Origin of the sequence: Novacetimonas sp. GS1 (assembly GCF_036686925.1) — a bacterium.
Taxonomy (GTDB): Bacteria; Pseudomonadota; Alphaproteobacteria; order Acetobacterales; family Acetobacteraceae; genus Novacetimonas; species Novacetimonas hansenii.
Map to the genome: position 1 here is coordinate 2499541 of NZ_VSZP01000001.1, position 13048 is coordinate 2512588.

Annotated in this window: 10 protein-coding genes; 3 read left to right on the top strand and 7 right to left on the bottom strand. The window is 58.0% G+C overall.

The genetic code is table 11. The annotated features are described in order from the left end of the window. The first annotated feature begins 195 nt into the window (after positions 1-195). Positions 196-2235: an FUSC family protein gene (locus FYB92_RS11040; protein ID WP_075631947.1), complete on the top strand. Its 2040-nt coding sequence runs from the start codon at positions 196-198 to the stop codon at positions 2233-2235. 175 nt (positions 2236-2410) lie between these two features. Here the strand turns inward: FYB92_RS11040 and FYB92_RS11045 are convergent, their stop codons facing one another. From FYB92_RS11045 to FYB92_RS11065, 5 genes are all read right to left on the bottom strand, one after another. Beyond that, positions 2411-2800, bottom strand: coding sequence for an acyl-CoA thioesterase (locus FYB92_RS11045; protein ID WP_003619330.1), 390 nt, complete (start codon positions 2798-2800; stop codon positions 2411-2413). Between the two features lie 164 nt (positions 2801-2964). Beyond that, complete coding sequence (locus tag FYB92_RS11050; RefSeq protein ID WP_239021126.1) at positions 2965-5190, bottom strand: TonB-dependent receptor; 2226 nt, start codon at positions 5188-5190, stop codon at positions 2965-2967. 313 nt (positions 5191-5503) lie between these two features. Beyond that, positions 5504-6106, bottom strand: a complete 603-nt coding sequence (locus tag FYB92_RS11055; RefSeq protein ID WP_003619327.1) for a phosphatase PAP2 family protein — start codon at positions 6104-6106, stop codon at positions 5504-5506. Further along, the gene (locus FYB92_RS11060; protein WP_332828649.1) at positions 6099-7577 is read right to left on the bottom strand and encodes a hypothetical protein; all 1479 of its coding nucleotides are present in this window, start codon (positions 7575-7577) and stop codon (positions 6099-6101) included. The genes FYB92_RS11055 and FYB92_RS11060 overlap by 8 nt, the downstream gene beginning before the upstream one ends. A gap of 38 nt (positions 7578-7615) precedes the next feature. Beyond that, the gene (locus FYB92_RS11065) at positions 7616-8812 is read right to left on the bottom strand and encodes a glycosyltransferase (RefSeq protein ID WP_332828650.1); all 1197 of its coding nucleotides are present in this window, start codon (positions 8810-8812) and stop codon (positions 7616-7618) included. A gap of 168 nt (positions 8813-8980) precedes the next feature. Here FYB92_RS11065 and FYB92_RS11070 point away from each other — a divergent pair, with 168 nt between their 5' ends. Further along, positions 8981-9154: a hypothetical protein gene (locus FYB92_RS11070; protein WP_155116145.1), complete on the top strand. Its 174-nt coding sequence runs from the start codon at positions 8981-8983 to the stop codon at positions 9152-9154. Positions 9155-9168: 14 nt separating this feature from the next. Here FYB92_RS11070 and FYB92_RS11075 read toward each other — a convergent pair whose 3' ends face one another. Next, positions 9169-9759 (bottom strand): polysaccharide biosynthesis/export family protein, encoded by a 591-nt coding sequence (locus FYB92_RS11075; protein ID WP_332828651.1) that lies wholly within the window; start codon positions 9757-9759, stop codon positions 9169-9171. Between the two features lie 66 nt (positions 9760-9825). Then, entirely contained in the window at positions 9826-11160 is a 1335-nt protein-coding gene (locus FYB92_RS11080; RefSeq protein WP_332828652.1) for an outer membrane beta-barrel protein, read from the bottom strand. A 366-nt stretch (positions 11161-11526) separates the two neighbouring features. Here FYB92_RS11080 and wbaP point away from each other — a divergent pair, with 366 nt between their 5' ends. Continuing rightward, positions 11527-12990, top strand: a complete 1464-nt coding sequence (wbaP, locus tag FYB92_RS11085) for an undecaprenyl-phosphate galactose phosphotransferase WbaP (protein WP_192264488.1) — start codon at positions 11527-11529, stop codon at positions 12988-12990. Positions 12991-13048: the final 58 nt, after the last annotated feature.

Below are 13048 nucleotides of genomic sequence, written 5' to 3' on the forward strand. Positions count from 1 at the left end.
CATGACGGCCAGAATCCCACGCGGTCCCCTTATGATGGCGGGAATATGTTGATAAATCGGCTACGTCGGTATTTTTTCTTTCATGAAACAATCGACAGTTATCGTGTCAGCCTGTTCTTTCATGATAGGAACCTGCAACAGACCGACCATGCCAGCCTACACTTTACTTTCGTGCCTCCATTTATGCGGTAGTCCATGAAGACAAAACTACGCCCACGCCAGTATGGCCCCCTGCGCACCCTGTCGCGCCGACTGACGCCCACCCGCCTGACGCACTGGCTGGGCATACGGGCCATCAGCATGGCGCCCGAACAGATTGCCCTGCGCGAAGGGCTGCGTGCGGCGGTGGCGGTCGGCATCATGATGGCGCTTGCGCTGACGTTGCAGATGCCGCTGATGGCATGGTCGGCCTTTGCCGCGTTCTGGACCTGCCTGGTCGACCCTGGTGGCCCGCTGGTCGCCCGGCTGCGTACGTTGCTGACATTCGGCACGATGGGCACTGTAATTGCCGCCATAATGTCCATGGCGGCGGGGTATGGTCCCGTGCTGGCCGCACCATTACTGGCGGTGATTGTCCTGTGCTGCGGATTGAGCCGTCTGCGTGGCGCCACCGCGACGCAGATCGGGGTACTGGCCGCCATCGTGGCGGTCGTGGCCATCTGTTATCCCATGCCACCACATGGTGCGCTTGTACTGGCCGGGTTGTTTGCACTGGGGGCCGGATGGGCCGTGGTGGTCTGTACCATTGCATGGCCCGTGGATGCATATGCCCCGCTGCGCCAAGCCTGTGCAGAAATATTTCGCGAAGAAGGGCGCATGACCCGACGCATGGTGATCCCACCGCGTCAGGGTATGGCTGGCATAAGCGGTGCGCACACTTCGATTGGTGCCTATCGTCGCGAAATCCGCAGTCGCATCGAACGGACCCGCGCACGCATCGAAATCCTGTCACCAGATGCCGCAGGCAGCCAGACACGCGCCGTTTTGTTGCCCACACTGGAAATATGCGATCGGATTTTCGTGGTCCTGATCGCTTTTGAACATGCGGTCCTGCTGGCACCGCCATCGCCGATGACGCGCCGTATCCTGCGTCATCTGATGGTCATGCTTGAACGTGCGGCCCGGGTGGTGGGTCACCCCCCCCCCGATACGATGGCGCTACAACGCCATATCGCGCGGATTGATATGCTCTGCGCCCATGAAAACAGCCTTTATGGCCGTGGCGCACGCACATGTGCCACGGCCCTGCGCGACCTGCTCTCCACGTTGTCCGAAACACCACGTCAGCACCCCGTGATCCATGACGGGGGGCGGACGGCGCATCAGGCACGATGGCGCGGATGGCCGATGGTACTGCGCCACGCCATGCGCCTGTCGGTATCGGTGCTGGTGGCTTATGGCATCACGCGGGAATTCTCCCTGCCCTATGCCTACTGGGCCATGATGGCGGTGGTCGTGGTCATGCAGCCACAGGGCGTGATCACCCTGCCCCGCACGATCGAACGTGTCGTGGGCAGCATCGCGGGCGGGTTGCTGGCTGCCATCATGGGCGTCGTGCTGCCCATGTGGCTGATCCTCGTGCTGATTTTCCCGCTGGCTGCGGCAACGATTGCATTACGGGCGGTCAATTACACACTGCTTGTCCTGTTCATGACGCAACTGTTCGTCCTGGTTACGGACCTTGTCAGTCCAGGCGCAGGATGGGATGTGGGCATGGCACGATCGGTCAATAACATCATCGGCAGCCTTGTCGGGCTGGCGGGATGCCTTGTGCTCTGGCCCGAACGCCGCGGCCCTGCCCTGGCGACACAGGTGGCGGAAGCCTTTATCGCCAATATCCGCTACGCCGTCATGGCGACCGGCACGCATGAGGCCGAACGTGAGAAAATCGAACAGGCCCGCCGCATGGCAGGCACCACAAGCACCCGGGCCGAAATCCAGTGCCAGCAGACCCGGCTGGAAGGATTGCACAGATCCGCCCGCCTGGACCGGGCGGAACAGATCCTGTTTGCCCTGCGCCAGATGGCGGGAATGGCCAGTGTCAACTGGATGGAACGCTCCCTGTCCCCCTCCAGCGCGGAGGCAACCACACCGGCACGGTTTGCACAGGTCATGCGCCAGATGGAATGGCCCGAAATCGTCTCCCCACCGCATCGCACCCTACCCTCCCTGGATGAAATGGCCGCGATGCTGCATGATATGACGCCTGTGGGCGAAGATACCCGTACATTGTAAGAGACTGTTTAAAAAGTCAGGCTTGATAACATACTGTAATTATAAAGGTTTTTGGCGAAGCTTTTTCTAAAAAGCTTCAGAAGACGCCGCCTTTTTGAAAAAGGCGGCACCCAAGAACTTTTCTTATCTTTTATCAATGAGTTGTTTTCAAACAATCCCTAACTTCTCTGCCGCGTCAGGGGGCATCCACAGGACGCGGGCGCCCGTTTTCGTCAAGTGCGACAAAAACAAAGTGTCCCTCCGTCACTTTCTGCCGCTGGCTTGCGCGACGCACCCTGCGCCATGCCTCCACAGCGATGGTCATGGAGGTACGCCCCTGTTTCGTCAGGTGGGTATAAATGCTGACCTCGTCCCCCACCGATACGGGGCGATGGAACACAACACGGTCGATCGCAACCGTCGCGCAGCGTCCCCCCGCACACAGGGCGGCGGTCGTGCTGGCGGCAAGGTCCATCTGCGACATCAGCCAGCCGCCAAAGATGTCCCCTGCCGGGTTGGTGTCCGCGGGCATTGCCACGACACGGATGGTCAGTTCACCAGATGGCTTGGCGTCGTCTTCGTGCATGGGCTTCCCTCTGTCAAAAGGCTGCCATCATTATTCCCAACAGGAAAAACGTTTCCCGGCACATACCTTTTTCATGTGGGACGATATTACATGATCGACGTTCACGACACGTGACTTTGCCACACGTAACAGCACACATTTTGGTGACGTGATGGCACGGCGTATCAAAAATCGCACGACACGCGACCACCGATGAAACGCGGGGCGCCAGGAATATAGAAATAGGTGGTAGTCGCCATGCCACCGCTTTCGGCATAACGTCGATTGAGCAGGTTCGTCGCATAAACCGTGGCCGACCAGTGCCCGGATGCCGGATGGAACGTCGCATGCGCACCCAGCAGGAAATAGGGCGGCAGGCGATAAAACCCCGTCCCGCCGGGCGTAATCGCCTGACTGTCGCGATACAGCCAGTCGGGACCGACATCAATACCATAATGCGTGCCCAGCGCCTGACGCCATTCCGCATTACCATTCAGGGTCAGCTTGGGTTGTCCGTTATCCACACCGGCAAAATTATCCTCAATCGCCTTCCACACCCCATGCCGTGCATAATAAGCATTGGTGGCGGCACGGTTCACGGTTGGAAAATTCTGGAAATTTCCCCGCTGCCACCCCAGATTCTGCGTCACGAACAGATGCGCGAACGGATGTATGTCCAACGTTGCCTCAAACCCCCAGCTTTCGGATTTGGGCGCATTTGTAATTTCACTCAACGGTCCATAATCAGGGATCAATACTGTCCCAACCAGTTGCTGGTTATGGTAATCATTGTAAAATGCCGCCGCATTAAGACGGATACGGTTGGGAATGGGGTCACTTTTCAGGCCAAGTTCATAGGTCAGGACAGTTTCGGGCTTGAACGGGTTCAACTGTGCCTGGATCTGGGTATTGTTTGCCGTGAACCCGCCAGGTTTGAATCCCTTGCTGATCTTGAAATAAACAAGCTCATGCGCTGCTGCCTGCCATGACACCCCGGCCTGTCCCGCATATTGCGCGGCCGCCGTGCTTTCACCATGAAAATCGCGCGATACACCGCCAAAGATGACAGATTGCAGGCCGGAGATCGACCGGTCATCAATTTCATGCAACAGCCCCACCCACAGGGTTACGCCATGTCCCACGCGATAGCTGACATTACCGAATTCTGAGGTGTTTTCCTGATCCATACCAAAATGGGTGGCCATCATATAACCGCGTTGCGGAACATAATCGGTATAATCAAAAAAGAAGCGCTGCTGCATGCGGCTGCGCTGGTAAAAGGCCCCCACCGTCCATTGCAACCGGTCATGCGGGTGGGAAGATTGCAGGCGCACTTCCTGTGTAAAAGTATTCGCGTCAATGGTGCGATAAGTATCGGCCTGTGCCAGTGCGGTGCCATCCTGGTCCGTATACTCACCTTGCCGTTCCGTCTCGAACGCGCTGATGGATGAAAATGTCACCGGGCCAAAATCATGGGAGAAATGGACATCCGCCCCCCAGAACTGGTTATGCTCGCTGGGTTTCAGCCCCGGCTTGCGCCCAATCAGGCGGGCGAATTCGGGACGCATGGACCATTGCGTCTGCTGCCATGACCCCGTGGGCAGGGGGGCTTTCCCCACCAGACGATCAACGGGAATGGGATTGACCACCTCGCTGTCATCTTGGGTAAAATGCCCGGAAACCAGCAAGGTGGTATGGCTGTCAGGTGTCCATTTCAACTTGCCGCGCAAGGCCCACAGGTCAGCATCGCCAAGGTGGGCACCATTGACCGGATCAGTCTGCCACCCGCCGCCCTGCTGCGTCTGTCCCGCAAGGCGGAAGCTCAGCCCACGTGCAAGCGGACCTGAAACATACGCCTCGCTGCGGCTGCGGGCGTAGGAGGCGATATCCTGCCGTGCGCCGTAATGCCAGTGATCGGTCGGGTCATTGGTACGCAACCGCACCTCTCCCCCCGTATCGGACTGTCCATGGCGTGTGCCCACCGGCCCCGGCGTAACTTCTGCCCCAGCCAGATCGAACATCATCCCGTCCGTCATCGTCGAAAACGCAAAAGGAACGTCATCGAAATAGGACAGTACCGACGGCATGTTATTCTGCGTAAAATCGTTGAAACCAACCCCACGCAGGTAAAAATTGGTCGAGGCCGTGCCGTTGATGCTCTGGATGGTCAGGTTTGGTGCCACACGCTCCAACCCGCGCAGGGATACGACCCCGCGTTCGATCAGGCGCGTACCGGTCAGGCGCGTATCCGCATCCGGGGAATGCTGCGCCTCAGGATAGGGGAAATCGCGACGCTGCGCATTGACCGTGATGGCTTCGGCCCGGGTGGGCATGGCCTTTGCCGGCCGTCGTGCATGGGTATGGCGCGCGACTGATGGTGCCGCATACGCCTGCTGGGACAGCGAAAACATGGCCATCCCCCCCATTGCCAGACATCCGCACCGAAACAACAGCGACAGTATCAGATGGTCAGGTCGTTTTGGGACATGGCGCATTGTCGGGTGTCTGTTACCTGTTGTATATTCAGATGTTTCCACCCTGCAATTGCGCAGCGCAAGGTGGCCATATTCATCATGGGGCATGATCGCCAGACCCGGACATCACCACATCATGCCCCATATGCCGGACCAAGCGTATAAAACCAGCCGATCACGATGTAAAAACATTTGTTCGCCGCATGATATGTCCAAACGCTTCATCCGGCATGTTATGACAATATTTGCCTTATTCGTGCAAAGGCGGTTTTTTACATTCCCACTTTGAAAAATACAACCGCGAGGCCGACTGTATCGTGCGTTCGATATTGGGGTGCCATCCATGCATGGATATCGCCACGATCATGACCACGAACAGGACGGACAGGATCGGACGAAATTTCGTTTGTCTTGGCGGGGTCCATGCCACAAACCCGGCCACCATCACAATACCGATCCCCCCGCCCACCATGACCTCAACCACGGTGTGATAACCCAGCGCAACACGGGTCCATCCCTCCAGCACCGCAATGGCCAGCACCCCGACCGCAAGGGAAACACGGTCAAGCCGCGTCAGCGACAGCAGGCCACCATATACCATGGTCGCCGCCATCGTATGACCGCTGGGGCTGTACAACACACGATGACGGGCGGGACCACATGCCTCGAAATACAGCTTCAGCAGCAGCATCACCCCTGATCCCGCAAGAACCATGACAGCCCATGCCACGGCCATACGCCAGCAGCGACACAGCATGAAGACAAACAAGACCCCTACCTCCATAGGGATCATCAGGGCCTGATCCCCCGCATTGGTCAGGACATGCATCATCTTCCATCCCGTCTCATGCATGGATCTGCGGCCTGTCCGTCTCCACCTCCGCATGGTATTGTCCCGTAGTGGCATATACCGGCGCCAGCGCGTGGTGCGCGATACGTGCGGGGTCCATGGCCGCGCACTGAAGGTCAATGCGCGCGATCGCGGCAACCAGCATGGCGATCAGCAGGTAAAAATCGAGAAAGCCCACAGTCGGACTGGAAAGCGATGCCGCAATCAGACGTGCGACAAGGGCGGGCACCACGCCTTCGATAACCAGGCGCTCCGGCCCCGGCGGCACACGCCTGCGCGCCGCCATCGCCGCACGTAACAACCGCCAGTCAAAGACCAGAAGGCCAATCGCCCCCACCACCCCGATGGTCGATAACAGACCAGGCAGTAGGCTGGACGCCCGGTTGCTGCCCCACCCCACCCCAAGCCCATAGGTTTCCCCGACAAGGGACATGGAATCCCGATCCACCTGGGAACGATCCTGATAAGACTGGCTGTCTTTCTTTTCCGCCGTGGACTGGAACACGAACTGTGCCGCAGGCACGACCTGTGGCGCAACCGTGACGACCACCAGCCCGCCACAGGCCAGCAGTGCAATCCCCACGACAATCATTCGGGTTATATTTCCCAAAAGCTGCATCGACCCGGTGGCGATGGCCGCCACGGGCAGGAGGCAGATTTCCATCGCCACGGTAATGAAACCCGTGGTCGAGGTCGTACAAACAAGCGCAAGGGCCGACGCAGGGACCAGCCATCTGGCACGGGCCACGGAATATCCCTGCAAAACGATCCAGACGCTGGAAAACAGGATTTCACCAAGAAAGGCGGCACAGGCGGCTGGTTCCGAAAACGACGCATTGATGCGTGGCACCGGCCCTGCGGTCTGGGTATTAAGGACGGCCCAACCGGGATTGGAATAAAAAAACGTATCGGGAAACGGGACACCACCGATCCGGTGCGCGAACTGCCACATGCAGATCCCCACGACACACCACCCCGACAGCAGGAAGGTCCGGTAAAGACGATCCAGCCGAATGTCGCTGCGGGTCAGGAAACGTGCCGCCAGCACCAGGAAGAGTGTATTTATCAGCAGATACATATCCTGCGAGATATTCCCGAAATTCGGCGCAAGCAGTACCCTGCCCCCCACTGAATCGCTCTTTTGCGGCCAGACCATGACCTGGTTCATGAACAGTCGTGGCATGATCATGGAGGCGAGCAGCGTCCATGCCACCACCGCCACGAACGGGAAACACAGCGCCATGACCGTACGTTCCCCTGGATAATGAACCCCCATCACCCATTGCAGCATCACGAAGCTCATGAACGCCATGGCGGGCACCATGGCAGGCTGTACCCCCAACCCACCCAGCACCAGTGCCGCCGCCGCAGGCAGAATCCCTGCAAGCAGCAGGATATGGAGCATCAGCAGCGGACGCATCCATAACAGCAGGCACAGCGGAAACAGAATCAGTCCGACAACCGGGATCGTCATTGCACATAGCCTCCGCCTTACCTGTTTCCATGCGCGACCTATCGCGGCGTGTGCATCCGGCGTGCGCAGGTATCACGCATCGCCTGCCCCACCACGTCAGACATGGACTGGCGGAAGGCCTCATGCGAAAAACGCCGGGCGTTGGCGCGACAGGCACGTGCAGTCATCCGGTCGCGCATCGCCTCGAACCGTTCGACCGCATCAATAATGGCGTCCGGCTCCTGCTCCTCGAAAAACACACCTGTCGGCCCCTCGGGATCATCGGCATCACGAACAATGTCACATGCCCCACCACGCCCGAAAACAATCAGCGGGGTGCCACATGCCTGCGCCTCCACCATCGCGATCCCGAAATCCTCCTCCGCCGCGAAAACAAAGGCGCGTGCCTCCTGCATCATCTCCAGAACCTGCGCATCACTGACACGGCCACGAAAGATGATGTTCGGCGCGCCTGCCGCCACCGCCTCGATCCGGTCACGCTCCGGTCCGTCACCCGCCACATGCAGGACACGATGGGGCATGCGCCGGAATGCCTCCACCACAAGGTCGATGCGTTTATAGGGAACCATGCGTGATATCACGACGTAAGCCTCGCGTCGTGGAAGCATTTTTTCATGAAACCTGTCGATATCGACAGGGGGATATACAATCACAGCCTCCCGGCGATAGACCTTGCGTATCCTGCGCGCGATATAGCTTGAATTGGCCACAAACACATCGACACCGGCGGCGGACCGCACATCCCAGTTGCGCAACCGATGCAGCAGCCAGCGCGCGTATATCCCCTTTATCCCACGCTCCATCCCGCCATGGCGCAGATATGCCGCCTGCATGTCCCATGCATAACGCATCGGTGAATGGACATAACAGACATGGACCTGGTCCGGCCCCGTAATCACCCCCTTGGCCACCGCATGGTTACTGGAAATCACGAGATCGAATCCCGCAAGATCAAGCTGTTCCACGGCAATGGGCATCAGGCCAAGATAATATCGAAAATACCTTCTGGAAAAAGGAAGTTTCTGTATGAACGTTGTCTCGACTGATCGCCCCCCCAGAAAGTCGCGGCGATCAGGGGGCATGAAATCAACGATCGCAAAGAGTGCAGCGTGCGGATACATCAGCACAAGCTGTTCAAGCACCCGTTCAGATCCCGCATAATGCTCCAGCCATTCGTGGACGATGGCAACACGCGGGGCCATCGGCTGCGGGCGTGCCGCAGGAAGAATATTCATGAATTACCCCTCCGCTTTGCTGACTGTCACGTCCCCTTGCCGTGCATGTGTCCACATGCTTTACAGGGCAGGCACGTGGGCATTATCCATATCTTCAGACATAGGCATGAAGATATCGCCGACATTACGTAAACAGGGCCTGACGCGGCACCGAGCAGGAGATGATCTTTGCCCCTGAAATCCCGCCACAGGCCACAAGGTACCCCCACATCGTCATCGCGCGCCCGATTGCGCCCCACCGTACCGGACCGCCTGCGCCCCGCGCGGGGCATGGTTATCGGCATCATGATCGGCCTTGCATGCTGGGGGGCGATCATCGCGGCCTTCTGTCTGCTGCGATGAGCGCGGGTATGGTATCAGAAGTGACGTTCGTATATTTTTATGACATCGCCCGGTTTTACGTAATCATGGGGCTTAAGATACCCGACAACCGCATGATCCCCTTCCTGCCGCACGACATAGGCACGGGTTTCCAGCGCACGATAGGTAAATCCCCCCCCCGCCGCAACCGCCGTCAGCAGCGTCATGGCCGGCTGGTAGGGATACTGGCCAGGCTTTGCTACTTCCCCCAGCACTGACACCAGGCGATAGGCCGAAACCTCGACCGAAACACTCGGGTCACGCAGCATCCGCGCCGCCTGCAGGGCCTTTGACACCTCGGCTGCGAATTCCACTGTGGTCAACCCTGCTGCCTGCAGGCTGCCCGCAACGGGAAAGGCGACCTTTCCGCTGCTATCGACACGAAAATCCGATGTAAACTGATCCTGTTCATATGTCATGACACGGATTTCATCATCCACGCCCAGACGGTAGTGTCCGGGGTCATAAGGGGGAACCGGTTTCAAATCCGAACCGGGCGCGCAACCTGCAAGCAGGCCCCCCATCACGCCCATGATCGCCGGCAGCCAGATGGCCGCCCGGCAGGGTCTTGAACAGGTCGTCGGCATTGCGTCGTATGCTCCTGTCATCATATCCATCCCGGCAGGAAGACCAGACGCCCGGATACGCGTCGCCTAAAGCGAGAGATGAAACCCGACCAGAAAAGTATGTATCGGGAACTGTCCGCTTCCCACCGTATTCTGACTGCTGAAATCATAATTTGCCGACAGGCGCATGTGGCGGTTGATCAGCCACTGCACCTCGGCCCCCACACCATAAAACGTCTGGTTATTGTGCTCCTGGTACAGGACCGTGTTCTGTAGAAAGGCCGGAGCCGACGGATAGTTCGCTTTCTGTATCTGTCCATATGCAGAAAAAACGATATTACGCTGATACGTGTGCGTTACACCGATCCTCGCGCTGGTAAATGTATAGCCAACCACATTTTCAAAGGCGCTGTCCTCAATCCCATGCCGGACGCTCAGGGTTGCCGTGGTCAGGCGCGTCGGCACCCAACTGAGTTCGGCTTCCGCCATGGGGGAATTGATGCTGCCATATGCGCTGGCACGGTAACGCCGGGTCTGGTACCCTACAAGGGCACGGAACCGTAACGGACCGCGCATGCCGAAATCATACCCCGCCATGACCGATGCACCGTTGGAATCACGCGATGGCGCATTTTCCAACGGGTTCTGGTAACGGATTTCCGTCCCCTGCATCACCAGCAATACATGGCTGTCACCCCGCAGCTCATATTGCGCGGTTACCCCTTCGGTCACAAGCACACGGTCACGATATCCCTGGCTTGGCTGATTCGCGGTCGGGGTAAAATAATCAAAATGATAACGCTGCACGTCAACCTGCGGGATGATACTCAGCCGCCCATGTGTCGTCGCGGTATAGCTGAGCCTGCCGTCATCAACCTGGTACGGCACAGGACGATTGACAATCAGCGCGCCAAGATCCGTGGGCATCTGCACAAGCGACAGGTGAGTATAGGAGACACCAATCGTATCGTGACCAAAATCATGCACCCCGCCAAGGTTGGCGGTCCAGTTCGTTCGGTTCTGGATGCTGCGCGACGGATAGCGGATATCGTCCACGTTGATATTACCATGGACCTGATCGCGCTTGCCCCACCTTGACACCGCCGACAGGTTCCCCTGTGTGGAGACAACCGCGCTGGAATGACCGCCGACGTTGCGGTCAACGTTGCTGGCATATCCTTCCGATTCGCTGCCATCGGCATCAATGCGCAAAGGTCCGTACCGCTTACCCAGCGGCGTATAGGCCCCCATCGCACGCACCTGCGCCGGTTCCTGCGCCAATTCACCCGCCCCGCTTCCAATGGCCGGGAAATAGTTGTCGATAACCTGGGCATATGCGCCATCGGCCAGGAAAATCGGAGCCGCAGCAGTCAGGCCCAGCCTGAAGACAATTATTTTGCGCACCAGAGACCTATTGAACATTCATGAATGGAAACGCCGGGGAACAGCCATCTGGGAACCTGCCTTAATGGGGTATTCTTGCTTCTTTCTTCGGACAAGGAGGCATAGGCACGCAGATTTAATTCCTTCTTAATATTAAATTATTTCGGCGTCTTTTCCATTTTCGCGTTTTCATAACAAAACTGTGGTCACTTTCGCGTTATTGTTGGAAATAAATTTTTAACCTTTCGGCGAAACTTGCTTCCACGCTGCCACGTATAGGGCCTGTCACGGTGAAACCGGCAATCGTCAAAAGTGCTTTCATGCAACTGCGTTGCCGGACCAAATAAAAAACGCGGCACCAAGTATTCTTGGCTCTACATATTTTGAAATAATGCGGAGTATATCATGGATACTCATCTCTCCCCCGCGGCCGTCGGCCCCATCCCTGCGGCAATACCCCGTAGTGATGCACCCTTGGGCGAGGTGGAGGGAATCCATACGCCTACCATCCAATTACGACATATACATTTTTCCTGCACAACAGGTCTGATTGCCGCGGATTGTGCCGCATTTTCGCTATGCCTGGCCATCGAAGAAATGTTTTTCCCAAAAAACATTCATTACATGGAACTGGAAAACGTGTTTTTCCTGTCCTGCGCCATGCTTGTGGTCATGATTGGTTATTTTACATATCAGCGCCATTACACCGATCGCCCCCCATTCTGGAACGAGGTGGCACAGATCGTCATGGCGGCAGCCATGGCGGGAATGGTCGTTTTTGTGCTGTCATGGCCTGACACACATGTCCTTTCCGCCTTGTTTCCATTCATGATGTTCCCCTTTGTCGATGTGGCACTGCGCCAGATCACGAAACGGGTGCTGCATGCCATGGGACTGTGGCGCATTCCCGTACTGCTGGCTGGCGAACCCGAGGATTGCGGCCGCGCCATCGAGATATTTTCCAGCGAACGCTTCCCCGGCCTGCGCTCGGTTGGTTGCATCCCGCCATCGCGGCTGCTGCATATGTCGGGCACCCACCTGCACCGCATGCTGCTGGCCCGCCACGGGGCGGCGCGACTGCTGCTGGTCATGGACGTGCATGATGGTGACGGGCGGCGCGTGGTCGAACATGTCACCCGCACACGCCTGCCATTTTCCCTGATGCCGTCAATGCACGGACTGCCGCTGGACCACGGGTGCCAGGCATATTTCAGCCATGACGCCATGATGATGACGTTCCGCAACAACCTGGACCGACCGGTTCACCGGGCCATGAAAGTGGCGCTCGACCTTTTCATAGCCTCCCTTGTCCTGGTGGCGATCTTTCCATTACTGGCGTTGGTATACGCGCTGGTCCGCATCGACGGCGGCCCCGCCATCTTTGGCCATATGCGCATCGGGCACAATGGCCGTCCTTTCCGCTGCCTGAAGTTCAGGACGATGGCGGTCAATTCCGACGCCATTCTGGCCGATATCCTGGCGCATGACCCACAGGCGGCAGCCGAATGGGCGAGCACACGCAAACTGACGTCAGACCCACGCATTACCCCCATCGGACGGCTGCTGCGCAAGACGAGCCTTGATGAACTGCCGCAGATCTTCAATGTACTGCGCCTGGAAATGAGCCTTGTCGGACCGCGCCCGATCGTCATGGCCGAAGAAGTCCATTATGGCGAGGACATGGAATATTACATGGCCATCCGCCCCGGGATTACCGGCCTGTGGCAGGTCAGTGGCCGCAGTGACACATCCTATACACGCCGTGTCCAACTGGATAACTGGTACGTGCGGAACTGGAGCCTGTGGCGCGACGTCGTCATCCTTGTGAAGACCGTGCCTGCCGTCCTGGCACAGAAAGGCGCGCGTTAAAGATTGCCCACAGGACAGAGGCAGCCACCATGCCCCTTTTGTCCACAGCGACCCTTTC